Genomic DNA, 26,537 nt, shown 5'->3' on the forward strand with positions numbered 1-26,537 from the left:
TTCACTGCAAAAGCATCAGCCGGCGAGCTTGGCGTGAATCGCTTCGCCCAGTTCGGCCGGGGAACGCACGGTGGTCACACCGGCAGCTTCCAGCGCCTTGAACTTCTCGTCGGCCGTGCCCTTGCCACCGGAGATGATCGCACCGGCATGGCCCATGCGCTTGCCCGGAGGCGCAGTCACGCCCGCGATGTAGGCCACCACCGGCTTCGAGACGTTCGACTTGATGAACTCGGCAGCCGCTTCCTCGTCGGTACCGCCGATTTCGCCGACCATGATGATGCCTTCGGTCTGCGGATCCTTCTCGAACAGTTCGATGACTTCGATGAAGTTCATGCCGCGGACCGGGTCGCCACCGATGCCGACACAGGTCGACTGGCCAAGGCCATTGCCGGTGGTCTGGTGCACGGCTTCGTAGGTCAGGGTGCCCGAACGCGACACGATGCCGACCTTGCCCGGCTTGTGGATGTGGCCCGGCATGATGCCGATCTTGCACTCGCCCGGCGTGATCACGCCCGGGCAGTTCGGGCCGACCAGGTTGGCTTCCGGGTAATCCTTCAGCGCCTGCTTGACCTTGATCATGTCGACGACCGGGATGCCCTCGGTGATGCAGATGATGGTCTTGATGCCGGCATCGGCGGCTTCGAGAATCGCGTCGGCCGCAAACGGCGGCGGCACGAAGATCATCGAGGCATCGGCGCCGGTTTCGGAAACCGCATCGCCAACCGTGTTGAATACCGGGCGGTCGAGGTGCTTGTCGCCACCCTTGTTGGGGGTAACGCCACCCACGAGCTGCGTGCCGTAGGCAATCGCCTGTTCGGAATGGAAGGTGCCCTGCTGGCCGGTGAAGCCCTGGGTGATCACCTTGGTGTTTTTATCAATAAGAATACTCATTGCTAATGCTTCCTGAATTCGGTGAGTGGGCTTACTTGGCGACCGCGGCGATGATCTTCTTCGCTGCGTCCGTCAGGTCGTCGGCCGGCTGGACGGCGACATCGGAATTCGCCAGCAGCTCCTTGCCCTTGTCGACGTTGGTGCCTTCGAGACGCGCCACGACCGGCACGGTGACACCGACTTCCTTCACCGCCGCGAGGATGCCCTCGGCGATCAGGTCACAGCGGACGATGCCGCCGAAAATGTTGACCAGGATGCCTTCCACGTCTTCGTTCGACAGGATCAGCTTGAAGGCCTCGGTCACGCGCTCCTTGGTTGCACCACCGCCAACGTCCAGGAAGTTGGCCGGCTCGCCACCGTGCAGCTTGATCAGGTCCATGGTGGCCATGGCCAGGCCCGCACCGTTCACCATGCAGGCGATGTTGCCGTCGAGCTGGACGTAGTTCAGCTCGTGCTCGTGGGCGATGTTTTCCTTTTCGTCTTCCTGGGTCGGATCGCGCATCTCGGCCAGGTCCTTGTGACGGAACATGGCGGAATCGTCGAGGTTCACCTTGGCGTCCAGCACCACGACACGGTTGTCGGTGGTGATGATCAGCGGGTTGATCTCGACCAGCGAGGCGTCCTTTTCAACGAACATGTTGTAAAGACCCTGCACGATCTTGCCGAAATCCTTCTGCTGTTCCTTGGTGATGCCGAGGCCGAAGGCCAGTTCGCGCATCTGGAACGGCATCAGGCCGGTCACCGGGTTCACGTGGACCTTGAAGATCTTTTCCGGGGTCTTCTCGGCGACTTCCTCGATGTCCATGCCACCCTCGGTGGAGGCCATGAAGGTGATGCGGCTGGTGTCGCGATCGACGACCACCGACAGGTACAGCTCGCGCGAGATGTCGGAGCCGGCTTCGATCAGCAGCTGGCTGACGGGCAGGCCTTCCGGTCCGGTCTGGTGGGTGACCAGGGTCATGCCGATCATCTTGTCGGCCGCCTCACGGACCTCATCAAGAGTCTTGCAGAGCGTGACACCGCCGGCCTTGCCGCGGCCGCCTGCGTGAACCTGGGCCTTGACGACCCAGAGGTTGCCGCCCAGTTCCTCGGCAGCTGACGCTGCGGCGGCGGCGGAATCGACCACCTTTCCGCGTGGAACAGGCATGCCATAATTCGCAAAAAGCGCTTTCGACTGATATTCGTGAAGATTCATGGTTATCCGCGTGTTGGAGGGTCAAAAATGAAGCGCGTATTTTGGCTGAAATGGCGCCAATTCGCAAAAACTGCCACAGTGGCAAGGATTTCCGGGCAAATGCAGCGCACAAAGGCCGCCGCAGGCCCGGCAGAAAAGGGAGCTTGCGCTTGAACCAGCCCGCCATATCCCGCTCCGACAGCAGGCCGGCCACACCGGGCAGGCCCAGCAGCGAGGACCGCCTGGCCATGCTGGCCGAGCTGTTCCAGGTCTCCGGTCGGGACCTGAACTGGCGAATCCTGCGGCTGCTGAACCTCTACCGGGTCCTGGCGGCCGGCGTCATGCTGCTGCTGTTCCTCGACACCACGGTCGCCACTTTCGGGGCGCTGCACCCCGACCTGTTCGTGTTCGGCGCCTTTTTCTGGCTGGGATTCGGCCTGCTGCTGTCCTTCCTGCTCAGGGGCCGCTGGCCGGGCATCACACTCTTGACCTACTTCTCGCTGCTCACGGACATCGGCATCGTCACCTTGCTGACCCACGCATCCGGCGGCCAGGGCTCCGGCCTGGCCGTGCTGTTGTTCGTCACCACGGTGGCGGGTGCCGCACTGCTCAAGGAGCGGGTCGCGCTTGCGTACGCTGCCATCGCCTCGCTCTCGCTGCTGGTGGAGCAGACCCTCGGGCATCTCGAGGGCACCAGCCAGTCCACGCTCTACGCCAATGCCGGCATTACCGGCATCATCCTGTTCACGACCGCCGTGGTCGGCTCGCGCGTGGCACAACGCTTCCGCGAATCGGAAGCCCTTGCGGAACGTCGCGGCATCGATCTCGAGAACCTGTCGCAGGTCAACGAGGCGGTGGTCGAGAACATGCAGACCGGCATCCTGGTCATCGATGGTCGCGATCGCATCCGCCAGATGAACCCCTCGGCCGGACGGTTGCTCGATACCAGCTCGCGCGGTGGACGAAGCCTGGACAGCGTCTCGCCACTGCTGGCCGGCCTGGTCCGTCACTGGCGTGATGGCGAGGCCATCGTCAAATCCAGCGTCAAGCTCGGCGACCGGACCCTGTTGCTGCGTGTCGAACTGCTGGGCAACGATTCGGGCAACGGGGCCGCAATCATTTTCCTGGAAGACGCGGCAATCGCCTCCGAGCAGATACAGCAAACCAAGCTGGCCGCACTTGGCCGCCTGACTGCCTCCATGGCCCATGAAATTCGCAATCCGATCGGCGCCATTTCGCATGCCAACCAGTTGCTGGCCGAGGCCGATCTCGACGCAACGGATCGTCGCTTCGTCGACATCATCCGCCAGCAAAGCGACCGCGTGAACGACATCATCGAGAATATCCTGCAGCTGGGGCGTCGCCAGGCCTTGCAGTCCGAGCAACTGGACATCGAGACCTGGCTGCGCGATTTCATCATGGAATACTGCGACAGCTATGGCCTGGAACTCGATGCCATCGAATTCATCGCACCCGCCGATGCCATGAATGTCCGCATCGACCCGGGCCACTTGCGACAGGTCCTGGTCAACCTGCTGGACAATGCCCGCCTGCATGGCGAGCCGGCTGCCGACGGTCGCCATGCCAGCCTGAGGCTGACCCGCACACCCCAGGGTGAAATCTGTTTCCTGGATGTGGTGGATTTCGGTCCGGGTGTACCGGATGACATTGCCAGCCAGATTTTCGAACCCTTCTATACGAGCGCGCGCAAGGGTACCGGTCTCGGCCTGTTCATTGCCCGCGAGCTGTGCGAGTGCAATCATGCGCAACTGACCTACGGGCGGGACGAACAGGGGAACAGCTGTTTCCGTATCACCTTCTCCGACCGCGATTTCAACCTGACCTGAGCAGGCAAGGGCACCCTGGCTGACGGACATGATGGACCTGAGCAACAAAATCGCACTGATTGTCGATGACGAGCCGGACATCCTCGAGTTGCTGGCCATCACGCTGGAACGCATGGGCCTGGCCGTCGATCGCGCGGACAGCCTCGCGGCCGCTCGCGATTGCGTTGGCATTCGCAAACCCGACCTCTGTCTTACCGACATGCGCCTGCCGGATGGTGACGGCCTCGAGCTGGTGGAGTGGCTGCAGAATCAGCACCCCGGTTTGCCCGTCGCGGTCATCACCGCGCACGGCAACGTCGAGGCTGCCGTGCAGGCGCTCAAGCTCGGTGCCTTCGATTTCGTGTCCAAGCCGGTCGACCTGGGCCAGCTGCGCGGAATGGTGCAGACGGCGTTGCGGCTCGAACCCACCGTCACGCCGCTGGAAACGGCAAGCGAGCAGCAATCCACCCTGCAAGGCAATTCAGCCGCCATCGAGGACGTGCGACGCCTGATTGCCAAGGTGGCCCGCAGCCAGGCACCCGTGCACATCAGCGGCGAGTCAGGCACTGGCAAGGAACTGACTGCGCGACTGATCCACGCCAGCAGCGCGCGCCGCGACGGACCTTTCGTGGCCGTCAACTGTGGTGCCATCCCGTCCGAATTGATGGAATCGGAGTTCTTCGGTCACAAGAAGGGCAGCTTCACCGGCGCCCATGCCGACAAGGAAGGCCTTTTCCAGGCCGCCGAGGGTGGCACGCTGTTCCTCGATGAAGTCGCCGAACTGCCACTGCACATGCAAGTGAAGCTGCTGCGGGTCATCCAGGAAAAAGCCATTCGACCTGTCGGCAAGACGCACGAAGAGGACATCGATGTCCGCATACTCTCCGCCACGCATCGTGACCTGGCGGAGCGGGTGGCTGCCGGCGCGTTTCGCGAGGACCTGTTCTACCGCATCAATGTCATCGAGTTGCACGTTCCGGCACTGCGCGAACGTCCCGGTGACATTCCCGTGCTGGTAAGCTCCCTGCTCCGCAAGCTGGCAAACACCACCGGCCTGCCCGAACCTGAAGTCGAGCCGGCAGCGCTGGACAAGCTGGCGGGCTACTCGTTTCCGGGCAATGTCCGCGAACTGGAGAACATACTGGAGCGCGCCATGACGCTGTCCAGCGGCCAGCGCATCCATGCCGATGACATCAAGCTTGGCCAGAAGGTCGCCCGGCAGGCCGATCCACAGAGCACGCCGCCGCCCAATGGCCATGGCGCGGATGTCGCCTCCCTGCCCCGCAACCTGGGTGACGAAGAACGTCAGGCTATCGAAGCCGCCTTGCAGGCCACCCGCTACAACAAGACCAAGGCGGCCGAAAAGCTCGGGCTCACCCTGAGGCAGCTGCGTTACCGCATCCAGAAGCTCGGGATCGAGGACTGAACCGAGGGAATCGGCGGGAAACAGCGACCGTCATGAGCTGCCAATTGCGCCAGTATTTGTCAGCTCTGGGGCATCAACCCCACCTATCCTGATAAGCACTCCGCTCCAACGTTCCACACCTGGCTCGGATTTTCAGAGGCTTGCGCCCGATGAATGAGCCCTTTTCCCCACAATAGATTTTTTCCAAAGCCTGGCACATGACGTGCATGAGTCATGGCGGGAGCAATGACCGCTCCCGTTGACCAGAACTCACAAGGAGTGACTCAATGGATATGGAAATCACGCATCGCCGCCACCTCAAGCAGGGCGGTTTCACCCTGATCGAACTGATGATCGTCGTCGCCATCGTCGGCATTCTCGCCGCGGTCGCCATTCCCTCTTACCAGGACTATATCGACCGGGCCCGCATGACCGAAGTCATGTCGGGAATCGACATGGCGAAGACCACCATTGCCGAGGATTTCATGACCAATGCGGCCATGCCGGACGCCCCCGCCGCGGGGAACCTGCTGGAAGGCCTGCGAACCACCTTGGCGGCCAACTCCGGCCTGATTACGTCCGTGGCATTCACGCGCGACGATGACCAGAACGTGACCGGCGTCATCACCTTGAACGACGCGGAATTCACCGGCATCACTGGCAGCGGTGATACTGACTGGGCCTTCCAGGTCCAGGGGAGCGAAAACGGTGTCGTCCTGGACTGCAACGCAGCCGGCACGACCGTCCCGGCCAGGCTGCGACCGGCCAACTGCCGATAACCACCGCAGCAGACGCATGCAGTCAGCCCGGCGTCAGCCGGGCTGGCTGCACTTGAAACCCTGATGACACATGGATTGCCCCGTCGGTTGTCAAAACCTGACAATTGTCAGCCATTGTCCCAGCGCAATCCCCGACGTGGCCAAGGGAATCCCCGATAAATGGGCTTTCTTGCTTGGCATGGATATTGCATCATTATGGGCAGGTGAACTCATCACCTGACCACAATCCATTTATGGGGAGATTTACCATGCAGAAGATGCAGAAGGGCTTCACGCTTATCGAATTGATGATCGTTGTCGCGATCATCGGCATCCTGGCCGCCGTGGCTATCCCGGCTTACCAGGACTACATCACCCGCGCCAAGCTGTCCGAAGTGATGGGCATCGCAGCCAAGGACAAGACCACGATTTCCGAGTACTACGTGTCGATCGGCGCCATGCCGCTGACTCCGGATGCCGCTGGTATTTCCGAAGATGCTGGCCAGTCGCAGTACCTGAAGACGGTTGCATTCAACAACACCGGCACCAACTCCGCCACCATGACCTACACCCTGGACGCGCCGCTGTCGGCCGCCCTGGAAGATCGCACCATCATCTTCACGGGTACGGGTAATGCTTCCGGTGTGACCTGGACTTGCAACACCGGTACGCTGGAACCGAAGTACCGTCCGGCCAACTGCCGCTAATCTTCGGATAAGCTGCAGTTAAACGACTGTACCCGGAGCCCCATGGTTTACCATGGGGCTCTTTTTTCGCCTTGAAAATCCTGCTGTCCAGGGAAACGGAAGATGCGAACAGCTCTCGAATTCTCCAATCGCACCTTGCTGATGATGTTGCTGCTGCTGGCAGCCGCCATCGGCATCCTGGTCCCGGGAATCACCGGCCCCTGGATATTCGACGACTTCCCGAACATTGCCGCCAATCCCGCCCTATCTCCTGAAAGCTGGGGTTGGCAGGAATTCCTGAAGGCCAGTTTCTCGGGCAATGCCTCGCAACTGGGCCGTCCCGTGGCGATGGCCAGCTTTGCTCTGAATACCTGGCTGACGGGCCTCGATCCCTGGTGGTTCAAGCTGGTGAACATCCTGCTTCATGCCCTCAATGCCGCCCTGCTGTTCCTGCTGGTAAAACGCCTGGCCAGCCTGCCCGCCAGCGGACTTTCCGCGGATCGTGCCTGGAAACTGGCAGCCTTCACAGCTCTCGCCTGGGCTGTGCACCCGCTTGCGGTGAATACCAGCCTGCATGTCGTACAGCGCATGAACCTGCTGGCCACGGGTTTCACGCTGGCCGCTCTGCTGCTCCTGCTGCCGGCACGCCAGCAGCTGTTTGAGCGCACCCCGTGGGCCCTGCGGCGAATCGCACTGGGCGCCCTGTTGCTGCTCGCCGGTATCTTTTCCAAGGAATCGGCGGCCTTGGCGGTTTTCTACCTGATGTTGATCGAGGGACTGCTGTTTCGCGGCCAGGACGCAAGCGGGCGCTATCGCCCCGTCATCGGCAGGCTGGCCATCGCCACGCTGGCGATGATCACTGTCGCAGCCATTGCCGCCTGGCCTGCACTGACGGCCAATTACGCCTACCGGGATTTCACCCTGGTCGAACGACTGCTGAGCGAACCACGCATACTCTGGCATTACATCGAAATGACCCTGGCGCCCAGCTTTTACAGCCTCGGCCTGTTCCTGGATGACATACCGGTGTCGCAAGGCTTGCTGACTCCTGCCGCCACCTTGCTGTCCATCTTCGGGCTTGTGGCCCTGGCGTTGCTCGCCTTCCTGGCGCGGCGCCGGCTGCCATTGTTCAGCCTGGGCCTTGGCCTGTTCCTCAGCGGCCACCTGCTCGAATCGACTTTCCTGCCACTGGAACTGGCCTTCGAACACCGCCAGTACCTGCCGGCGGCCGGCCTGTTGCTGGCCCTGATGAGCCTGTTGACGCATCCTCGACTGGAACGCATTCCGGTGCTGCCGAAAATCCTGCCGCTGGCCATCATTGCGGCCTTCGCCGGCCTCGCAGTGCTGCGCTCGCTGCAGTGGTCGGATGGCTTCGTGCACGCCCAGCTGGAAGTGCAACACCACCCCCAATCGGAACGTGCCAACATCAAGCTGGCTGAAGCCTTTGCACAACTTGCCCAGCAGGCCCGCAGCAAAGGAATGACCGACTGGACCGAGTTCTACATCCAGGCTGCCATGTCGCATTACCGGGAGGCGGCGCTGGCCGCACCGCGTTCGCCAGCGGCGCATATGGGCAAGCTCCTGCTGGCTGCCGACTTCCGGCAACCACTGGACGAGCAGGTGCTGGACGCTGCCGCCGAGCGGATCCGTTCGACCGCCGTCCGGGCCGACTGGCCAAGTTACCTGCAACAGCTCTACGACTGCCTCGGGGCACCTGGCTGCCAGTTCGACCCCGACGCTTTCGAGGTCTTGCTACGGCTGACTCTCGAGAACCCCGAACTGAATCCGCGGCTGGCAGTAAAGCTTTATTACCTGGCCGCGCAGTATTTTGCCGTGGTCAGGCGAAACGGCAGCGCCGCGCTGGAACTGATGCAGGCAGCGGTCGATGTCGCGCCGGGCACATTCCAGGTCCACATGCTGCAGGCGGAATTGCTGATTGGTGCTGGCCGCCTCGACCAGGCAGGAGCTGCACTGGCCAGGGCCAGGGAAATCGATTGGCTGGGCATCCACGCCCGCGATGTGCAACGATTGGCATCGAAGCTTCAAGACGCTCGACAGTCTGGCGACATCCAGGAGGAGCAGCAGCCATGAGCAGGGGCGAAGCACCAGGCAGCCGACTGAGTATCGTGATTCCGGCAAAGAACGAGGCGAACACCCTCGCCCGCATGCTTCCGGAGATCAGGAGGCTGCATCCCGAGGCGGAGATCGTCGTGACGGATGACGGCTCCAGTGATGGTACGGCCGAGGTGGTCGAAGCCAATGGCGGCATTGCCGTAAGACATCCGTTTTCCATGGGAAACGGTGCCGCCATCAAATCCGGCGTGAAACGCGCCACGGGCGACATCGTCGTGTTCATGGATGCCGATGGCCAGCATTCACCGGATGATATCGGCAAGCTGGCCGATCACTTGCAGCAAGAGAATTTCCGCATGGTGGTCGGGGCTCGCAGCCGCAAAGGCCAGTCCAGCGCGTTCCGCGGCCTGGCAAATGCCATCTACAACCGCCTTGCCAGCCTGATTGTGGGCCACCGGATTCACGACCTGACCTCCGGCTTCAGGGCCACTTACCGGAAGGATTTCCTGCGCTTCCTGGTCTTGCTGCCCAACGGGTTTTCCTACCCGACCACCAGCACGATGGCCTATTTTCGCTCGGCCTTGCCGGTCGGCTACCTGGACATCGACGTCCGCAAGAACCAGGGACGCAGTCACATCAATCCACTGAAGGACGGGCTGCGATTCCTGTTGATCATCATCAAGGTGGCAACCCTTTACTCGCCCTTGAAGGTCTTCGTGCCACTCAGTGCGGCTTTCTTTGCGACCGGCGCCTGCCATTACGCCTACACCTTCCTTACCCAGGGTCGCTTTACCAACATGTCTGCCCTGCTGTTCTCGACGTCGGTACTGGTGTTCCTTATCGGGCTGCTGTCGGAACAGATCACCACGCTGATCTACAGCACCACCTCGCAAGATGACTGACAGCATCGCTAGGCCGAGGGTGCTCGTTCTGGCTTCGACGTTTCCCCGCCACGAGCATGACACGCTGCCTGATTTCGTCAGCCAGCTCTGCAACGCCCTGGCCGGCGATTTCAGGATCACGGTGCTCGCACCCCATGCACCCGGCAGCCGCAGGGTCGGTCGCATCGGACGTTGCAGCGTGGTGCGGTTCCGTTATGCCTGGCCGACCAGCCTGCAAGGCCTCGCCTATGGAAATGGCATCCTGGCCAACCTGCGGCAACGCCCATGGTCATGGCTGTTGCTGCCGGGCTTCCTGCTGGCCGGCATGCTCGCCACGCGCCGCCTGGCCCGCCGCGTGGACGCAAAGCTGGTGCATGCCCACTGGCTGCTGCCGGCTGGTCTGACGGCCGCACTGGCCAGGCCGGGCCGTCCCTTGCTGCTGACCTGCCATGGATCCGATGTGCTCGCTGGCCGGTCCGGCCTGCTGTCACGATTGCGGCGATTCACGCTGGCGCGTTGCACGCGCGTAACCGCTGTCAGCTCATCACTGGGAGATGCTGTCCGGCGCCTGTCGCCAGGCAGCAAGCCGCTGGTCATACCGCTGGGCATCGACACGCAGCAATTCACGCCCCCGGCGATCGACACCGAGCGGCAGGGAATCCTGTTTGCCGGCCGACTCGCCGATGCGAAAGGCGTCGGACTGCTGCCTGGGATGCTCGAGCAACTGCATCCGGATCACCCGACGGCCGTGCTGCACATTGCCGGCGAGGGTGCACAGCGCGCGCAGCTCGAGAAAGCGTTTCGCCGGCATGGCCTGCAGCAGCACGTGGCATTCCATGGCTGGCTGCCACCCGACAGGCTCGCGAGCATCATGCGTGACTGCCGGATACTGGTTTTCCCAAGCCGCGACTTCGAGGGTTTCGGTCTCGTGCTGGCGGAAGGCATGGCGGCTGGCTGCGCTGTCGTCGCCAGCGACCTGCCGACCAGCCGTGAACTGATCGACGATGGCGAAAACGGCCTGCTGGTTGCACCCGGTGACGTCGATGCCCTGTCGACGGCAGTTGCCAGACTGCTGGCTGACCCGCAACTGGCGGCAAGACTGGGCATCGAAGCACGACAGCGAATCGAGAGCGGATATTCGCGGGCCAGCGCCGTGCAGTCATTTGCCGGCCTTTACCGGAAGCTGCTGGCTGGAGACTGCTCGTGAGCCTCTATCCCATTACCGCCAAGCTGACCATCATTACCGGGGCGGGTCGTTGCGGTACCAAGTTCTTCGGCCAGCAGCTGGGCCGGTTCGTGTCGAACTGCCACGCCGAGCACGAGCCGGAAACACTTTACCTTGGCGACCTCGACGACCTGCATCGCCAGCTTGCACGCTTCGGGCCGAACCACTTCCTGATGGGCAAGCTGCTCGGGACGCGTGGACTGCGCAACCACGCCATCAACTATTACCGCGGCCGGATCACTCGTAGTGAAACCATCGACCGAATCCGGCACGACCGGCGCAACGTGTTCAAGGTGGATGCCGAGCTGCTGGTCGAGGCCAATTACGCCTGGTGGTCCCTGACTGGCCTGCTGGACGCGCTGGCCGGAAATTATCGCGTCATTACCATTGCCCGGGACCCGGTGGACTGGATTCTCAGTGTCCGGCGCCGGCGCGAGCTGCTGGATCGCTGGAACTGGCTGGCGCGGCTGCGCTTGAACCGCCTTTCCGACCTGCACTGGGACGAGGATCCGATCGTCCGCCTTGCTCATGCCTGGAATATCGTGCACGGCGAATTGCTGCAGGCAGCCAGCAACGATGCGCGGCATCGAATTTTCCGCATGGAGGACGTGTTCGACCCAAGCGGCGATGCCTACCGCGAGTTGCTGGCATTCGCGGTGCATGATGAAACTGCAAGCGTGGACTGGCCGGCAGCAATGGCGGCCCGTACCGAGGTCATCAACCCGAGCAAGCCGGGCGATACCGCGCTGGAACAAAGCCAGCTGGACCAGGTAGCCGACATCTGTGGCGAAACCGCGCAACGACTTGGATACCCTGCGAGGAGGACAGCCTCGTGACACTCGGCCGCCTGCGCAAACTGTTGCTGGTGATCACGTTGCTGGCCGTGTTCTTCCTGAGCCTGCGCAGCCTGAAGGTCGACCAGCTGGCGTACGCCGTTCAATCGCTCGGGCCGCTGCTCCTGGCCGGCCTGGCCTTGCTGCTGTTCGCCACCCGATTGTTCCAGGCCTTGCTGCTGCGACTGTCCTTGCGCAAGTCGGGCTCGCCGCCGTTGTCGCTTGGACAGTGCCTGGACCTGGTAGCCAGCAAGGGCCTGTTCCTGCAAGTTGCCGGCGGCGGCGCCGTGGTTGCCCAGGGATGGATCGCCCGGGATCGCCTCGGGATCCGCGTTGGTGATTTTGCCAATGCGGCTTTCTGGCGAATACACGCCCAACTGGCATCCTTGCTGATGCTGGCCCCATTGCCGTTCCTTGCATGGCATGGCGGGTCCTGGCAGGCCATCACCGGATGGCTGTTTGTCGCAGGCCTGATCATGCTGATGCTGGCAACTGCCTGGCTGGTTCGTGACTGGCCACGATGGCGGCAATTCCTGCTCCGTCGCCTGCCTGCGGTTTCCCCGCAACTCGACGCCTTGCCCGGGCAGATGGTGACACCCGGCGTGGTCGGCTGGCTCGGCTACCTGCTGCTGTCGTTCCTGATCGTGGCACTGCGGTTTGCGAGGCTGTGTTTGATTGCAGCGGTGGTGGCGCCCGAGATCCCTGCGCTGTTGCTGGCGAAGGCATTCGTCCTGGCTGAGGTGACGGTCATCCTGCCATTGACACCCGGCGGGCTTGGAGTGAGGGAGCTGGCGCTGGCTGCTGGCGGGGGCCTGCAAAACGCCTTTGACACACTGTTACTGATTGCCCTGCTGGACCTGGCACTGGTGCTGTTGTTCAACCTGGCTCACGGCGCCATCGCGCAGGCGCGCCTGTTTGGATCAACAAGGGATTGAGCATGCGTCCCGCGTGACGCTCACCGGCGGGCATAGATGTAGAAGTCGGCAAAACTGCCACCAAGAAGACCAAGGAACCTGGCCGGATAACGGTTGGGCACTGTCTCGACCAGTTTCCAGCCTGGTGCCAGGCGCGCCACGTCATCGACAAAACGACGATGCCGGACATGCCGGTGGGTGAGGAAAGGCAGGCTGGTCTTGTTGCTGGAATAGATGATTACCAGGCGCTCCGCGAGAGCGAACAACTGCTGCAGGTACAACTGGTAAACCTCGTCTTCGACCAGGTGGTAAAGCACATCCAGCGACAGCGCGGCATCACTGTGCTTTCCGGCAGCCGAGGGTTCGAACCGGGCCGGATCATAGAGCTCGCAGGAAAAGCCCGTTCGGCCTGCAAACCGCTCGGCACATCGCTGGATTGCACCCGGCGCCACATCCAGCCCCAGGTAGCGATCTACGTCGAACAGCAAGGCCTGGTTACCATCTCCGCAGCCAAGTTCGACCAGGGTCTCGATGCCGTGCTTGGCCACCAGTCGATTGATGACTTCGGCCTTGAATTCCGCAAAATGGCCATAAGAACCGGCACCAGAATCACCACCCTCCGCATACCGCTGCGACCAGTAGTCTCCTGAGCCCGAAAAATCAATGTTTTTCAGGAAGTTGCGAACGAACTGGGGTAACCTAGTCGGCAAGGTGTGACGCCTCGGAAGGATTGGGGCTGGTCGCGATTATTCAGCTTGGACAAAACCGCATCGTCCACCTACTATAACCATAAGAATTATTAAGGAATACTCCTAGCTCACTAATTTATAGAGGATTTTCCGTGGCGACACCGTCGGTAAAAACCAACTTGGGTGGTCTCGGCCGCAAGCTGGTCATGGAAGGCATTGTCCAGGAGGACGCTGCCCAGGAAGCCATGCAGCTTGCGAACAAGGAAAAGCGCCCCTTCGTTTCAGTTGTTGTCGAAAAAGGCATGGCCAAGGCCGCCGACATCGCTGCAGCGGCCTCCACGGAATTCGGCGTGCCGATGATGGACCTCGGCGTGGTGGATCTCGACATCGAGACCGTCAAGCTGGTCGACACCAAGCTGATCCAGAAGCATCACGCCCTGCCTGTCTACAAGCGCGGCAAGCGCCTGTTCATTGCCATTTCCGATCCGACCAACCTTGCTGCACTGGACGAAATCAAGTTCCAGACCAGCATGACGGTCGATGCAGTCGTCGTCGAGGAAGACAAGCTGCAGAAGATCATCGAGAAGGCGCTGGAAGCAGCCGACACCTCGATGGCAGAGCTGTCCGAAGGCGACCTGGAGGATCTCGACAACCTCGACGTCTCCGGGGGTGACGAGGAAACCGATCACGGTGGTGCCGAGGATATCGACGATGCGCCGGTGGTGCGCTTCGTGAACAAGGTGCTGCTGGACGCCATCAACAAGGGCGCGTCTGACATTCACTTCGAGCCTTACGAAAAGTTCTACCGCGTGCGCTTCCGCATGGACGGCATGCTGCACGAAATGGCCAGCCCTCCAATCCAGCTCGGCGGCAAGATCTCGGCGCGCCTGAAGGTCATGTCGCGCATGGACATTGCCGAACGTCGCGTTCCGCAGGATGGTCGCATCAAGATGAAGCTGTCCAAGACACGCGCCATCGATTTTCGTGTCAACACCTGTCCGACCCTGTTCGGCGAGAAGATCGTGCTGCGTATCCTGGATCCGTCCAGTGCCAAGCTGGGTATCGATGCGCTGGGTTACGAGGACTTCCAGAAAGACCTCTACATGGCAAACCTGGCCAAGCCGTACGGCATGATCCTGGTGACCGGCCCGACCGGTTCGGGTAAGACGGTCTCGCTCTATACCGGCGTGAACATCCTGAACACCCCGGACCGCAACATCTCCACTGCCGAGGATCCGGCGGAAATCCAGTTGCCCGGTGTGAACCAGGTCAACGTCAACCCCAAGGTGGGTCTGACATTCTCCTCGGCATTGAAGGCATTCCTGCGACAGGATCCGGACATCATCCTGGTGGGTGAGATTCGTGACCTGGAAACGGCCGAGATCGCGATCAAGGCCGCGCAGACAGGTCACATGGTGCTCTCGACCCTGCATACCAACGACGCGCCGAAGACGTTGACTCGAATGGTCGACATGGGTGTTGCACCCTTCTCCATCGCGTCGGCAGTCAACCTGATCATTGCGCAACGACTGGCACGCCGCCTCTGCCCGCATTGCAAGGAAAAGCAGGACGTCCCCAAGGAAGCCCTGCTGAAGGAAGGCTTTACCGAAGCGGAGATCGATGAAGGCATAACGATTCTCGGCCCCAAGGGCTGCGACCAGTGTGTCGAGGGCTACAAGGGCCGAACCGGTATCTACCAGGTCATGCCTGTTTCGGAAGCCATGGGCAAGATCATCATGGAAGGCGGTAATTCGATGCAGATCGCCAAGCAAGCCGAGGAAGAAGGCATCCCGGATCTTAGGAAGTCGGGCTTGAAGAAAGTGAAGGATGGCCTGATCGGCCTTGCAGAACTGAATCGCGTGACCACTGACTGATAACAGGGAAACTCATGGCGGACGTTAAGGAATTCAACTGGACCTGGGAAGGCACCGACAAACGCGGCAATCGCGTCAGGGGCAAGACCCTTGGACAGAATGAGCAATCGGTCAAGGGCGAACTCCGCAGGATGGGCATCAGCCCCATCAAGATCAAGAAGGGCAAGGCCGTTGGCGCGTCCTCCAAGGGCAAACCCATCACTACCGGCGACATCGCCGTTTTTTCGCGACAGATGGCCACGATGATGTCTGCTGGTGTGCCGCTGGTGCAGTCCTTCGACATCGTCGGCAAGGGCCACGAAAACCCGAACATGCAGACCTTGATCATGGAGATCAAGGCATCGGTCGAAGGCGGCGCTTCTCTGGCTGAAGGCCTGGCACAGCATCCTTTGTATTTCGACGACCTGTTCGTGAATCTTGTGGAAGCCGGCGAGCAGGCCGGTGCCCTGGAAACGCTGCTGGACAAGATCGCGACCTACAAGGAAAAGACCGAGGCAATCAAGAAGAAGATCAAGAAGGCGCTGACCTATCCGATCGCGGTACTTGTGATTGCTTTCATCGTGACCGCAATCCTGCTGATTTTCGTGATCCCGCAGTTCGAGGAACTGTTCAGTGGCTTCGGTGCAGACCTCCCGGCCTTCACCCAGATGGTCATCAACTTGTCCGAGTTCGTGCGCGACAAGGGCTTTTTCATCGCCGCCGCCATCGCCGGTTTCTTCAGTACCTTCTTCTACTTCAAGAAGCGTTCCCGCAAGTTCCGCGAATTCCTCGATCGTACGGCGCTGAAGATTCCCGTGGTGGGCGACATCCTGACCAAGTCGGCAATCGCCCGCTTCGCACGCACCCTGTCGACCATGTTTGCTGCCGGTGTACCGCTGGTGGAAGCACTGGAAAGCGTCTCGGGTGCCTGTGGCAACATCATTTACGAGGAAGGCGTGCTGCAGATGAAGGACCAGGTATCGACCGGTCAGCAGCTCAATATCGCCATGGACCAGACGGACCTCTTCCCGAACATGGTGGTGCAGATGATTGCCATTGGTGAAGAGTCAGGCGCCATCGATCAGATGGCCGACAAGGTCGCAGATTTCTTCGAGGCCGAGGTGGACGATGCGGTAGACAACATGTCCAGCCTCATGGAGCCGCTGATCATGGCCGTGCTGGGCGTCCTGGTAGGCGGCCTGGTCGTCGCCATGTACCTGCCAATCTTCAAGATGGGTTCGGTCGTCTAAAAATCCGGAGAGCTTCGTGAACAATCTCTTGCTGTTACTGGAATCCAGTATGGCGGCGTGGGTTTCCGTCGCCATCGTGCTCGGTCTGATGATCGGCAGTTTCCTGAACGTGGTCATTCATCGCTTGCCGCTCATGCTGGAACGGGAATGGCGCTCGCAGAGTCGGGAAATGCTCGAGCTGCCGGCAGCGGACGATGGCGAAAAGCTCACCCTGGTCACACCACGCTCTCGATGCCCGCATTGTGGTCACCCCATCAGTGCGCTCGAAAACATTCCCTTGCTCAGCTATGCCGTGCTCGGCGGCAAGTGCCGTGGCTGCAAGGCCGGGATTTCCTTGCGTTACCCGGCCGTAGAATTGCTCACTGGCCTGCTCACCGGCCTGGTTGCCTGGCAGTTCGGATTCACGCTGGCCGCATTCGGCGGCATGCTGTTCTGCTGGTTGCTGATTTCGATGACATTCATCGACCTGGACCACCAGCTGCTGCCGGACAACCTGACCCTCCCACTGCTCTGGCTCGGACTGCTGTTCAGCCTGGGGAACGTCTACGTGTCCCCTGCAGTCGCGATCATCGGCGCCGCTTGTGGCTACCTGTCGCTGTGGCTGGTGTTCCAGGGCTTCAAGCTGGCCACCGGCAAGGAGGGCATGGGTTACGGCGATTTCAAGTTGTTTGCGGCCCTCGGAGCCTGGCTCGGCTGGAGCATGCTGCCATTGGTGATCCTGCTGGCCTCGGGTGTCGGCGCCGTGGTCGGCATCAGCATGATCCTTTTCGGAGACCAGAAACGGAGCCAGCCGATTCCGTTCGGCCCCTTCCTGGCAGCAGCCGGCCTGATCGCATTTCTGGCCGGCGACCCGATTGTAGGCTGGTATCTCGGACTGTACCGCTGAGCATGCTCAGAGTCGGGCTGACAGGTGGTATCGCAGCTGGCAAATCCGCGGTTGCCGGCGAACTCATCAAGCGCGGCAACCCGGTCATCGATAGCGATACCATCGCGCGTGACCTTGTCGAGCCTGGCGCCCCCGGCCTTAACGCCCTGGTCGGCCGACTGGGCCAGGACATCCTGCAGCCCGACGGGCACCTGGATCGCAGCGAACTGCGGCAACGAATCTTCAGCGACGATGCGCTGCGTGCCGAAGTCGACGCGCTGCTGCATCCGCTGATCCTCAGGGAAATCGAGCAACAACTGCAGTCGCACCTGAACGCACCGGTGGTCTACATCGATATACCCTTGCTGGTCGAAAAGGGTTTCGAAAAGCATGTCGACAAAGTCCTGGTCGTACAGGCTCCGGAGGCGTCGCGGCTGGCGCGACTTGTCGAACGCGATGATGTCAGCGAGCAACAGGCTCGTGCAGCCATGCGCAGCCAGGCCACCGACGAGCAGCGTGCCGCCGTCGCAGATCACGTGATCGTGAATGATGGCAGCCTGCAGGAGCTGGCAGCGGCGGTGAAAACCGTGGACGAAACATTTCACGGCATTGCCCTTGCGAACGGGACTGCGTCAGAATAAGCCGATGGCCACCGACTGGATAAACTACGAACTCCCCTTGAACGAACGCGTTCGGGCTTTCATGCGCCTCGAGCACCTGTTCGATCGCTTTGCCCGTCACAGCCGCGGCGAAGATCCCTGGGACAGTCGCGCAGCCATCAACGCGTTGCTCGAGGCGATGGGTATCCTCGGCAGGGGTGACCTGCGCAGCGAGATCCTGAAGGAGATGGACAAGCAACGCCAGACCTTGTCGAGGCTCAAGAACCGGCAAGGCATCGACGACGAGCGACTGGAGTCGATCCTGGTCTCCCTGGAAAAGCTGAAACAGCGGCTGGACGACTCTCCGGCCCAGGTCGACAAGGCGTTGAAGGAAAACGATTTCCTGTCCGCCATCAAGCAACGCAATACCATCCCGGGCGGAACCTGCGGTTTTGACATCCCTTCCCTGCAGAACTGGCTGTTGTCGCCAGTCGCAAAGCGCCATGCCGATCTCGAAAGCTGGCACGCCGGCCTCGATGCCATGGAACGCTGCATTCGACTGGTACTGATGCTCTTGCGAGAAAGCGATTCACCCAGGAACGAAGTGGCCGAGAAAGGTTATTTCCAGAGCACCCTGGATTCCCAAGGCAGCTACCAGCTGATCCGCGTGCAGATACCTGCGGATGCCGGACTGTTCCCTGAGATCAGCGGCGGCAAGCATCGATTCACGATTCGCTTTCTGACCCAGCCGGATACGGATGTCCGCCCCAAACAGGTCGACCACGACGTCAACTTCCGCTTGCTCTGTTGCCAGTTATGAAAAGATCGGACACCCAACAGCCGAGGCAGGTACCCTGCCCGCATTGTGGTCAACCGGCCGTCTTCTCACCAGAGAACAAGTGGCGACCGTTCTGTTCAGAGCGCTGTCGGCTGATCGATCTCGGGGAGTGGTTTGCCGAGGAGCACGCCATTCCCGGCCAGGCTGCGGAGATTCCCGAAGACAGCAACGACAGCTGATTTTCAGGACTTCCAGAATCCCCTGATTCCTGCGACACCCTGCCCGCCGTATTCCCAAGCCACGTCGGCATCGGCCGGCGTCATGCCACCAAGGGCGTAACTGGGCCTACCCGCATTTCGAGCCATCCCGGAAAAACCTTTCCAGCCAATGGCCTGCATTTCAGGGTGCGAAAGCGTCGGTTTCACAGGGCTGATCAACAGCAGGTCGGCATCGAGACGAATCGCCTGGTCGAGTTCGGTGTCATCATGAACGGCAATCGATAGCAGCTTTCCCTCCGCTACCGGGCGGCCCGACGGTCGGGCGGCTTCGGCTGCGGGCAGATGAATGCCTGCGACCTCGGGAAACGTGTCGAGCAGTTGCGGTGGACCGTTCAGGATCAAGTGCTCCGGTCGCACCCCGTGCTGGTCGAGCAAGCGGCGAACAAGTCCCTCGTAATCACGGGGTGATAGTTGCGGTTGCCGGAGCTGCAAGAGCGGCGATGCCGCCGATGTCGATGCGAGACTGATGGCGAGGGAAGCCAACCAGGAATCTTCGTCATCACAAGGAGGCGTGATCAGAAGCTCGGTCGGAAGGTTTAGAGCCTGGAGCACGGGCTTGTCCGCTGGCAGGATGTCTTCATCATGCAATCGGGCACGCGAGACCCATTTCATCGCCTGGCCTTCCATCGCCTGCAAGCCGCCCGACCAGGCAGTCACCAGGAAAAACTGGAGTTCGACATCAAACTCCGGGTAGGAATGAGACAGCGAAATAAGTGGCCGGCAGGACGCCGGCGCAATACCGAGCTCCTCACGAAGCTCCCTGTCCAACGCGGCCAGGGGCGGCTCACCGGTCTCGATCTTGCCCCCTGGAAACTCCCACTGGCCGGCATGGGCCTTGCCCGCGGGACGCTGGGTTATCAGCACCCGGTCACCGTCGCAGAGGACTGCGGCAGCAACTCGGATTCGTGACCGCTCAGGCATCGAGCATCAGTTCGGCTTGCCGTGGCAATGCTTGTACTTCTTCCCGGATCCGCAGGGACAGGGCTCGTTGCGGCCGACCTTTTCAGTGCTGCGCTTGATGGGCTGCACCGGTGCCACCTGACCACCGCCCTGGCGCTGGCCGGGCAGGCCCTGTCCGGCGGCCTGCTGCTTCGCTTCCGCCGCTGCTGCGGCCGCCTTGGCGGGATCGGCATGCTGGAACTGCATGCGACTGGTATCCGACTTGCGCTGGGCCTCCATGCGTTCGACTTCCTCTTCGGTCCGAATGCGCACTCGTGACAGCATGCCAACCGTCTCATGCTTGATGCGTTCAAGCATGGTAAAGAACATTTCGAACGCTTCGCGCTTGTATTCCTGCTTGGGGTTTTTCTGCGCATAGCCACGCAGGTGGATGCCCTGGCGAAGGTAGTCCATGGCCGCCAGGTGTTCCTTCCACAAGGTATCGACGCGACCCAGCATTACCACCTTCTCGAGATGGCGAATGGCTTCGCTTCCCGCCTGCTGCTCCTTGGCATGGTAATCATCGATCACCATTTTCAGAATCTGCTTGCGGAGCTCCGGCTCGTTCAGCTTGTCATCCTCGTCAAGCGCCTTCTGCACGTCAAAGCTCAGGCCGAGGTCGGCTTCCAGGCTGCGTGTCAGGCCCTCGGCATCCCACATTTCTTCCGGGCTCTGCGGCGGGATGTGCTGGCTGACGATGTCGTTGACCACATCTTCGCGAATGGCCTCGATCGTCTCCGATATGTCATCGGAAGACATCAATTCGTCACGTTGCTCGTAGATCGCCCGGCGCTGGTCATTCGCAACGTCGTCGTATTCGAGTAGATTCTTGCGGATATCGAAGTTGTGCGCCTCGACACGACGCTGCGCATCCTCGATCCGCTTGGAAATCCAGCGGTTCTCGATGACCTCGTCATCCTGCATGCCGAGCCGTTCCATCATGCCCTTCATTCGATCACCGCCGAAGATGCGCATGAGGTTGTCATCCATCGACAGGTAGAAGCGGGTCGAACCCGGATCACCCTGGCGACCCGAACGGCCTCGCAGCTGGTTGTCGACGCGGCGGGATTCATGGCGTTCGGTACCGATGATGTGCAGGCCGCCAGCCTGCATTACCGCGTCATGGCGCTCCTGCCACTCCTCTTTCGCCCTGGCGAGTCGATTGTCGTCTTCGCGTTCTTCATCGGTCAGTTCGGCTTCGAAATTGCCACCCAGTACGATATCGGTACCACGGCCGGCCATGTTGGTTGCAATGGTGACTGCTCCCGGACGACCTGCCTGGGCGACGATTTCCGCCTCGCGCGCGTGCTGCTTGGCATTCAGCACCTCGTGCTTGATGCCCTGCTTGTCCAGCAGTCCGGACAGAAGTTCCGACACTTCGATGGAGGTAGTACCAACGAGCACGGGCTGGCCACGCTCGCGACAATCCTTGATGTCTTCGGCAATGGCCTTGAACTTGGACGCAGCGTTCAGGTAGATCTGGTCCGACATGTCGTTGCGCAACATCGGCTTGTTGGTCGGTATCACGACCACTTCCAGGCCGTAAATGCTCTGGAATTCGTAGGCTTCCGTGTCTGCCGTGCCGGTCATGCCCGAAAGCTTGGCGTACATGCGGAAGTAGTTCTGGAACGTGATCGACGCCAGGGTCTGGTTTTCGGCCTGGATCTTGACACCTTCCTTCGCTTCGACGGCCTGGTGGAGGCCATCGGACCAGCGCCTGCCCGGCATCGTCCGGCCGGTGAACTCGTCGACAATGACGACCTGGCCATCCTGTACGATGTAATCGACATCCTTCTTGTAGAGGGCGTGAGCTCGCAACGCTGCATCAACATGATGCATCAGCTGGATGTTGGCCGCGTCATACAGCGACTCTTCCTCGGGCAGGATGCCGGCACTCCGCAACAGTCCCTCGATGCGTTCCTGGCCATCTTCTGTCAGCAAGGCACGCTTGGTCTTTTCATCGATGGTGTAGTCGCCGGGCGACTCCTCATCCGCGGCCAGGGACAGTTTCGGTACCAGCTTGTTGATCTTCTCGTAGTTGTCGGTCGTGTCATCTACCGGTCCGGAGATGATCAGCGGGGTGCGGGCCTCGTCGATCAGGATGGAGTCGACTTCGTCCACGATGGCGAAATGCAGCGGTCGCTGGACCTTCTGGTCCAGGGTGAACGCCATGTTGTCACGCAGGAAATCGAAGCCGAGTTCGTTGTTCGTGCTGTACGTGATGTCGCAGGCGTAGGCCTCGCGCTTCTCTTCCGGGCTCTGACCGGACTTGATCACGCCGACGGTCATTCCGAGACCTTCGAATACCGGCCGCATCCAGTTGGCGTCGCGCTCTGCGAGGTACTCGTTGACGGTGACGATATGCACGCCCTTGCCCTCGAGCGCATTGAGGTAGGCCGGCAGGGTAGCGACGAGCGTCTTGCCTTCACCGGTCTTCATTTCGGCAATCTTGCCGCTGTGCAGCGTGATGCCACCGATCAGCTGCACATCGAAGTGCCGCATGCCGAGGTGGCGCTTCGCCGACTCGCGAACTGCTGCAAAGGCTTCAGGCAGAACAGTGTCCAGCGGCATGCCTTCTGCGAGCTTTTCCCGAAGGCGTTCGGTCGTGGCTTCCAGCTCCTCGGCCGAGCGGGATTCGATCTCCGCTTCGAGAGCATTGATGGCCTCGACCTGGCGGAACATGCTCTTGATGAGTCGCTGGTTTCTGCTTCCGAAGATCTTCTTGACGAGACTGCCAATCATTTTTCGTTCCGTTATGTTTGATTTGTCGAATCCTGCAAGCGCAAACGCCGCCCATTCATGGCGGCGCTGCTGGCAAGACTGGATTGCCTGATTTCAGGCCGGACCTGGCTGGCCCGGCACGACGTCAGTCTTCGATGTACGTCAGCGGATTGACGACACGACCGTTCTTCAGCACCTCGAAGTGCACATGCGGTCCGGTCGACCTGCCACTCGAACCCATCAACGAAATCGTCTGGCCCTTCTTCACCACCTCGCCCACTTTCACAAGGATTTCCTTGTTGTGAGCGTACCGGGTTACAAGGCCATTACCATGGTTGATCTCAACCATATTGCCGTAGCCGTAGCGCGGGCCTGCAAAGGTCACGACACCTGCGCCGGTAGCAACCACGTCAGCGCCTTCCTTGCCGGCGAAATCCAGTCCGTAATGGCGTGCGCGCTTGCCAGTGAACGGATCGGTTCGCACCCCGAAGTAGGACGACAACCAGCCACTCCGGATCGGTCGGCCGCCTGGCGTTACCTGATCCTTGAGATTGCGACTCATCAGCAGGTTTTCAAGGACCATCAGCTGCGCTTCCTGGCTCTCGATGCGACGCTGGGTCTCGTCCATGGCCGTCAGCAGCTGCGGCAGGGATTCGGATTCAACCGCTTCGGTACTTTCGGGACCGCCCTGTGCCGGGTCGCCGATGAAATTGAACTCGCCCTCTTCCAGGCCTGCCATGCGCGTGAGCCGATCGCCCAGGGCATCGAGGCGGATAACGTGGGCATTGAGCTGGCCAAGCCGGAAGGAGAATGCATTCAGGTTTTCACGGGTTTCACGCCGCATGGCCTCGACAGCTTCCATCTGGCGGGAAATGTCGGCCCGGAAAGCTTCCACTTCCTGCAGGGGACGATCCGCGAGCTGGTGCTCGGCAAGACGGTAGCCACCGTATACCAGCGAGCCCAGCAGGCCGCCCATGATGACCAGCAGGCCGAGAAGGCCTGTCGGTCGGGACAGGTCCAGCCGACGCGTCTTGCCGTTCTTGCTTAGCAGGATGATATTCATCATTCTGTTCTCGTTACGTCTCCTTGGCTGAAACGTCCACCAGGTACCTGATGAAACGATTGCAGCATACAATTCCAGGCGGCTCGACGATCGACCGCATCAAGCAGCAAGGCTCCGTCCTGGACAAGCTCACCGAGCTGGTCCGCCAGACCCTTCCAGCGGCGCTGCGCCAGCACGTGACGGGCTGCGCCTTGAATGCCAAGACCCTGGTCGTGTTTGTCGACCAGTCGGAGTGGACCACCCACTTCCGCTTTCTCGAAGCCGAAATCCTCACCATGCTGGACAAGCATCCGGAATTCGGTGTCGAACGCATTCAATGCCGTGTCTTCATTGACACCCGGCCTCCGGCACCCTCGGTGCCGGACCGCAAGATCAGCGCAGCAACGCGCGACTTGCTGAATCAGACCGCGGAATCCATTTCCGACGAAAAGCTGGCGGAGGCGCTTCGGCGCCTCGCCAGCAAGACCGATGATCAGGCGCCTTGAACGGCCTGCACCGGTGACATGTACGAAATCGGTGCCTTTTCTTCTTCTTCGAAGGTCACCATCTCCCAGGCCTCGGCATCAGCCAGCAGCGTGCGCAGCAACTGGTTGTTCAATGCATGACCTGACTTGAAACCCTTGAACTCGCCGATCAGCGAGTGACCCAGCAGGTACAGGTCGCCGATCGCGTCCAGCACCTTGTGCTTCACGAATTCGTCTTCGTAGCGCAGACCATCCTCGTTAACGATGCGGTAGTCATCCACGACAATGGCGTTGTCCAGCGAGCCGCCGCGAGCGAGGTTGCGCTCGCGCAGCATTTCGTAATCACGCATGAAACCGAAGGTGCGGGCCCGCGACACTTCCTTCACGAAAGAGGTCGTCGAGAAGTCCACACTGGCTTCCTGGGTGTGCTTCTTGAACACCGGATGATCGAACTGGATTTCGAAGCCAACCTTGAAGCCCTCGAAAGGCACAAAGGTGGCCCACTTGTCTTCCTGTTCGACACGCACCGGCTTCTTGATGCGGATGAAGCGCTTGGCAGCGTCCTGTTCGGCAATGCCGGCGGACTGCAGCAGGAACACGAAAGGACCAGCGGAGCCGTCCATGATCGGCACTTCGGCCGCCGACAGGTCCACGTAGGCGTTGTCGATGCCCAGGCCAGCCATGGCAGAAAGCAGGTGCTCGACCGTCGATACTTTCGCACCGTTCTCGGTCAAGGAAGTAGACAACGCGGTGTCACCGACATTCTCTGCCGTTGCACGAATTTCAACCGGTTCATCAAGGTCCACGCGGCGGAACACGATACCCGTGTCTACCGCAGCCGGGCGCAGCGTCATGTAAACCTTTTCACCCGTGTGCAAGCCCACGCCAGTGGCGCGAATGACATTTTTCAGCGTACGTTGTCTGACCATTTACTCTGTTCTCTCAAGCCATGTTGTTCGCATTCGGAAACCTTCCGAACACGACAAGTAGTTTTGTGGCTCCCACCACAAAACTTCGCTCTGCTCCGTCAGGCAGGCAACAACGGCCCGCCTTTTGGCACGCAGGGGCGGAACAGTAACACAATCGCAAAAATCAACGCAAGTGCCTGATTTCCCCGACAATTCACTGTCACCCCCGACGGCGCCGGCAGCGTTTCACACACCCTCCAGGCCACCCGACCGACCTCAGTCAGCCTGGCGACGCAGGAAGGCCGGAATGTCGAGGTAATCCTCGTCGGTCGCCTCGGGTGCCACGTCCTCCCCGACGGCCCGCTTGCGAATCACCGTGGGACGCTCGAGATCCGCATAATTGGGCTCTGCCGTGCTGACTGCAGGCTTGGAAACCACTTCCATCTTGGGCGGCTGTTCGGCCCGCATGGTGACGCCACCAAGACCCGTGGCCACTACCGTAACCCGCATTTCACCCTGCATTTCGGGGTCAATTACGGTTCCGATTACCACCGTGGCGTCGTCAGAAGCGAATTCCTTCACGGTATTACCCACTTCCTCGAATTCACCAATCGCCATGTCCATGCCCGCGGTGACGTTCACCAGGATGCCCTTGGCACCGGAGATGTTGATGTCATCCAGCAAGGGGCTGGCGACGGCCATCTCGGCCGCTTCACGGGCCCGGTCGGAACCTGCCGCCACGCCGGTGCCCATCATCGCCATGCCCATCTCGGACATCACGGTGCGGACATCGGCAAAGTCGACGTTGATCAGGCCCGGGCGGGTAATCAGCTCGGCGATGCCCTGGACGGCCCCGGAGAGCACGTCGTTGGCGGACTTGAACGCATCCAGCAGCGTGCAGGTACCCCCCAGTACATCCTTGAGCTTCTCGTTCGGGATGGTGATCAGGGAATCGACGTAGCGTCCCAGCTCGTCAAGGCCCTGCTGGGCAGCCGTCATCCGCTTCGAGCCTTCGAAGTCGAATGGCTTCGTCACGACGGCCACGGTCAGGATACCGAGCTCCTTGGCGACCTGCGCCACCACCGGAGCGGCACCGGTGCCGGTTCCTCCACCCATGCCAGCCGTGATGAAGAGCATGTCGCTGCCCTCGATCACTTCCTGGATGCGATCCCGGTCTTCCATCGCCGCCTGGCGTCCGAGTTCCGGATTGGCTCCGGCACCCAGGCCCTTGGTGATGTTGCAACCGATCTGCAAGGCCGTCTTGGCCCGCGTGCTTTTCAGGGCTTGTGCATCCGTGTTCGCGCAAACGAAATCCACGCCCTCGATGCCCTGGTCAACCATGTGCTGCACGGCATTTCCGCCGCCGCCCCCGACACCAATCACCTTGATGATGGCGTTCTGACTGTAACCATCCATAAGTTCAAACATTGCTGCGCCTCCTCTTTGACCGACGGTCAAAATTCA

General features: G+C 60.9%; 24 protein-coding genes. 16 read left to right on the forward strand and 8 right to left on the reverse strand.

Features of this window, described 5'->3' with window-relative positions:
- Positions 1–15: 15 nt before the first annotated feature.
- Both sucD and sucC read right to left on the reverse strand, forming a co-directional pair.
- On the reverse strand, positions 16–891 hold the full coding sequence (gene sucD, locus R3217_03165; protein MDX1454432.1) for a succinate--CoA ligase subunit alpha: 876 nt from the start codon (positions 889–891) through the stop codon (positions 16–18).
- 31 nt (positions 892–922) lie between these two features.
- Positions 923–2,086: an ADP-forming succinate--CoA ligase subunit beta gene (gene sucC, locus R3217_03170; GenBank protein ID MDX1454433.1), complete on the reverse strand. Its 1,164-nt coding sequence runs from the start codon at positions 2,084–2,086 to the stop codon at positions 923–925.
- A 149-nt stretch (positions 2,087–2,235) separates the two neighbouring features.
- On the opposite strand from sucC, the gene R3217_03175 reads away from it, so the two are divergent.
- The 9 genes from R3217_03175 (at position 2,236) to R3217_03215 (ending at position 12,687) form a co-directional block, all read left to right on the forward strand.
- On the forward strand, positions 2,236–3,912 hold the full coding sequence (locus tag R3217_03175) for an ATP-binding protein (protein ID MDX1454434.1): 1,677 nt from the start codon (positions 2,236–2,238) through the stop codon (positions 3,910–3,912).
- A 28-nt stretch (positions 3,913–3,940) separates the two neighbouring features.
- Positions 3,941–5,317 carry a sigma-54 dependent transcriptional regulator gene (locus tag R3217_03180; GenBank protein MDX1454435.1) on the forward strand — a complete coding sequence of 459 codons (1,377 nt, stop codon included), beginning with the start codon at positions 3,941–3,943 and terminating at the stop codon, positions 5,315–5,317.
- A gap of 266 nt (positions 5,318–5,583) precedes the next feature.
- Positions 5,584–6,075: a pilin gene (locus R3217_03185; protein MDX1454436.1), complete on the forward strand. Its 492-nt coding sequence runs from the start codon at positions 5,584–5,586 to the stop codon at positions 6,073–6,075.
- A 248-nt stretch (positions 6,076–6,323) separates the two neighbouring features.
- Positions 6,324–6,761, forward strand: coding sequence for a pilin (locus tag R3217_03190; protein ID MDX1454437.1), 438 nt, complete (start codon positions 6,324–6,326; stop codon positions 6,759–6,761).
- Positions 6,762–6,863: 102 nt separating this feature from the next.
- The gene (locus R3217_03195; GenBank protein MDX1454438.1) at positions 6,864–8,831 is read left to right on the forward strand and encodes a hypothetical protein; all 1,968 of its coding nucleotides are present in this window, start codon (positions 6,864–6,866) and stop codon (positions 8,829–8,831) included.
- A complete protein-coding gene (locus R3217_03200; protein ID MDX1454439.1) occupies positions 8,828–9,715 on the forward strand; it encodes a glycosyltransferase family 2 protein in 888 nt (295 codons plus the stop codon). The genes R3217_03195 and R3217_03200 overlap by 4 nt, the downstream gene beginning before the upstream one ends.
- Positions 9,708–10,901, forward strand: coding sequence for a glycosyltransferase (locus R3217_03205; GenBank protein MDX1454440.1), 1,194 nt, complete (start codon positions 9,708–9,710; stop codon positions 10,899–10,901). The genes R3217_03200 and R3217_03205 overlap by 8 nt, the downstream gene beginning before the upstream one ends.
- Positions 10,898–11,755 carry a hypothetical protein gene (locus R3217_03210; GenBank protein ID MDX1454441.1) on the forward strand — a complete coding sequence of 286 codons (858 nt, stop codon included), beginning with the start codon at positions 10,898–10,900 and terminating at the stop codon, positions 11,753–11,755. The genes R3217_03205 and R3217_03210 overlap by 4 nt, the downstream gene beginning before the upstream one ends.
- Positions 11,752–12,687: a lysylphosphatidylglycerol synthase domain-containing protein gene (locus R3217_03215; protein MDX1454442.1), complete on the forward strand. Its 936-nt coding sequence runs from the start codon at positions 11,752–11,754 to the stop codon at positions 12,685–12,687. The genes R3217_03210 and R3217_03215 overlap by 4 nt, the downstream gene beginning before the upstream one ends.
- A 20-nt stretch (positions 12,688–12,707) precedes the next feature.
- On the opposite strand, the gene R3217_03220 is transcribed toward R3217_03215, so the two are convergent.
- On the reverse strand, positions 12,708–13,376 hold the full coding sequence (locus tag R3217_03220) for a class I SAM-dependent methyltransferase (GenBank protein MDX1454443.1): 669 nt from the start codon (positions 13,374–13,376) through the stop codon (positions 12,708–12,710).
- Positions 13,377–13,507: 131 nt separating this feature from the next.
- Here R3217_03220 and pilB point away from each other — a divergent pair, with 131 nt between their 5' ends.
- Genes pilB through R3217_03250 form a run of 6 tightly spaced genes read left to right on the forward strand, consistent with a single transcriptional unit; the run spans position 13,508 to position 18,939 of the window.
- On the forward strand, positions 13,508–15,229 hold the full coding sequence (pilB, locus tag R3217_03225; GenBank protein ID MDX1454444.1) for a type IV-A pilus assembly ATPase PilB: 1,722 nt from the start codon (positions 13,508–13,510) through the stop codon (positions 15,227–15,229).
- A 14-nt stretch (positions 15,230–15,243) separates the two neighbouring features.
- Positions 15,244–16,458: a type II secretion system F family protein gene (locus R3217_03230; GenBank protein MDX1454445.1), complete on the forward strand. Its 1,215-nt coding sequence runs from the start codon at positions 15,244–15,246 to the stop codon at positions 16,456–16,458.
- A gap of 49 nt (positions 16,459–16,507) precedes the next feature.
- On the forward strand, positions 16,508–17,344 hold the full coding sequence (locus tag R3217_03235; GenBank protein MDX1454446.1) for an A24 family peptidase: 837 nt from the start codon (positions 16,508–16,510) through the stop codon (positions 17,342–17,344).
- Positions 17,345–17,346: 2 nt separating this feature from the next.
- Entirely contained in the window at positions 17,347–17,964 is a 618-nt protein-coding gene (gene coaE, locus R3217_03240; protein ID MDX1454447.1) for a dephospho-CoA kinase, read from the forward strand.
- A 4-nt stretch (positions 17,965–17,968) separates the two neighbouring features.
- Positions 17,969–18,742, forward strand: a complete 774-nt coding sequence (gene zapD / locus R3217_03245) for a cell division protein ZapD (protein MDX1454448.1) — start codon at positions 17,969–17,971, stop codon at positions 18,740–18,742.
- Complete coding sequence (locus tag R3217_03250; GenBank protein MDX1454449.1) at positions 18,739–18,939, forward strand: DNA gyrase inhibitor YacG; 201 nt, start codon at positions 18,739–18,741, stop codon at positions 18,937–18,939. Before zapD ends, R3217_03250 begins: the two co-directional genes overlap by 4 nt.
- A 3-nt stretch (positions 18,940–18,942) precedes the next feature.
- Here R3217_03250 and R3217_03255 read toward each other — a convergent pair whose 3' ends face one another.
- The 3 genes from R3217_03255 to R3217_03265 form a co-directional block, all read right to left on the reverse strand.
- Positions 18,943–19,899: a Nudix family hydrolase gene (locus tag R3217_03255; protein MDX1454450.1), complete on the reverse strand. Its 957-nt coding sequence runs from the start codon at positions 19,897–19,899 to the stop codon at positions 18,943–18,945.
- 6 nt (positions 19,900–19,905) lie between these two features.
- On the reverse strand, positions 19,906–22,659 hold the full coding sequence (gene secA / locus R3217_03260) for a preprotein translocase subunit SecA (GenBank protein ID MDX1454451.1): 2,754 nt from the start codon (positions 22,657–22,659) through the stop codon (positions 19,906–19,908).
- Positions 22,660–22,783: 124 nt separating this feature from the next.
- On the reverse strand, positions 22,784–23,704 hold the full coding sequence (locus tag R3217_03265; GenBank protein ID MDX1454452.1) for a M23 family metallopeptidase: 921 nt from the start codon (positions 23,702–23,704) through the stop codon (positions 22,784–22,786).
- Between the two features lie 47 nt (positions 23,705–23,751).
- On the opposite strand from R3217_03265, the gene R3217_03270 reads away from it, so the two are divergent.
- Entirely contained in the window at positions 23,752–24,186 is a 435-nt protein-coding gene (locus tag R3217_03270; protein MDX1454453.1) for a DciA family protein, read from the forward strand.
- Here R3217_03270 and lpxC read toward each other — a convergent pair.
- Complete coding sequence (gene lpxC / locus R3217_03275) at positions 24,174–25,094, reverse strand: UDP-3-O-acyl-N-acetylglucosamine deacetylase (protein ID MDX1454454.1); 921 nt, start codon at positions 25,092–25,094, stop codon at positions 24,174–24,176. The genes R3217_03270 and lpxC overlap by 13 nt on opposite strands.
- Positions 25,095–25,349: 255 nt before the next feature.
- Complete coding sequence (gene ftsZ, locus R3217_03280) at positions 25,350–26,501, reverse strand: cell division protein FtsZ (protein MDX1454455.1); 1,152 nt, start codon at positions 26,499–26,501, stop codon at positions 25,350–25,352.
- Positions 26,502–26,537: the final 36 nt, after the last annotated feature.

The organism is Gammaproteobacteria bacterium (assembly GCA_033720895.1).
Lineage (GTDB): Bacteria > Pseudomonadota > Gammaproteobacteria > Natronospirales > JAJUFS01 > JAWWBS01.

Bases quoted from the DNA above. Each gene is read 5' to 3' on its own strand.
- sucD (MDX1454432.1), bottom strand. From the start codon at position 891: ATGAGTATTCTTATTGATAAAAACACCAAGGTGATCACCCAGGGCTTC.
- sucC (MDX1454433.1), bottom strand. From the start codon at position 2,086: ATGAATCTTCACGAATATCAGTCGAAAGCGCTTTTTGCGAATTATGGC.
- R3217_03180 (MDX1454435.1), top strand. From the start codon at position 3,941: ATGATGGACCTGAGCAACAAAATCGCACTGATTGTCGATGACGAGCCG.
- R3217_03185 (MDX1454436.1), top strand. From the start codon at position 5,584: ATGGATATGGAAATCACGCATCGCCGCCACCTCAAGCAGGGCGGTTTC.
- R3217_03190 (MDX1454437.1), top strand. From the start codon at position 6,324: ATGCAGAAGATGCAGAAGGGCTTCACGCTTATCGAATTGATGATCGTT.
- R3217_03195 (MDX1454438.1), top strand. From the start codon at position 6,864: ATGCGAACAGCTCTCGAATTCTCCAATCGCACCTTGCTGATGATGTTG.
- R3217_03200 (MDX1454439.1), top strand. From the start codon at position 8,828: ATGAGCAGGGGCGAAGCACCAGGCAGCCGACTGAGTATCGTGATTCCG.
- R3217_03205 (MDX1454440.1), top strand. From the start codon at position 9,708: ATGACTGACAGCATCGCTAGGCCGAGGGTGCTCGTTCTGGCTTCGACG.
- R3217_03230 (MDX1454445.1), top strand. From the start codon at position 15,244: ATGGCGGACGTTAAGGAATTCAACTGGACCTGGGAAGGCACCGACAAA.
- R3217_03235 (MDX1454446.1), top strand. From the start codon at position 16,508: ATGGCGGCGTGGGTTTCCGTCGCCATCGTGCTCGGTCTGATGATCGGC.
- coaE (MDX1454447.1), top strand. From the start codon at position 17,347: ATGCTCAGAGTCGGGCTGACAGGTGGTATCGCAGCTGGCAAATCCGCG.
- zapD (MDX1454448.1), top strand. From the start codon at position 17,969: ATGGCCACCGACTGGATAAACTACGAACTCCCCTTGAACGAACGCGTT.
- R3217_03250 (MDX1454449.1), top strand. From the start codon at position 18,739: ATGAAAAGATCGGACACCCAACAGCCGAGGCAGGTACCCTGCCCGCAT.
- R3217_03255 (MDX1454450.1), bottom strand. From the start codon at position 19,899: ATGCCTGAGCGGTCACGAATCCGAGTTGCTGCCGCAGTCCTCTGCGAC.
- secA (MDX1454451.1), bottom strand. From the start codon at position 22,659: ATGATTGGCAGTCTCGTCAAGAAGATCTTCGGAAGCAGAAACCAGCGA.
- R3217_03265 (MDX1454452.1), bottom strand. From the start codon at position 23,704: ATGATGAATATCATCCTGCTAAGCAAGAACGGCAAGACGCGTCGGCTG.
- R3217_03270 (MDX1454453.1), top strand. From the start codon at position 23,752: ATGAAACGATTGCAGCATACAATTCCAGGCGGCTCGACGATCGACCGC.
- lpxC (MDX1454454.1), bottom strand. From the start codon at position 25,094: ATGGTCAGACAACGTACGCTGAAAAATGTCATTCGCGCCACTGGCGTG.
- ftsZ (MDX1454455.1), bottom strand. From the start codon at position 26,501: ATGTTTGAACTTATGGATGGTTACAGTCAGAACGCCATCATCAAGGTG.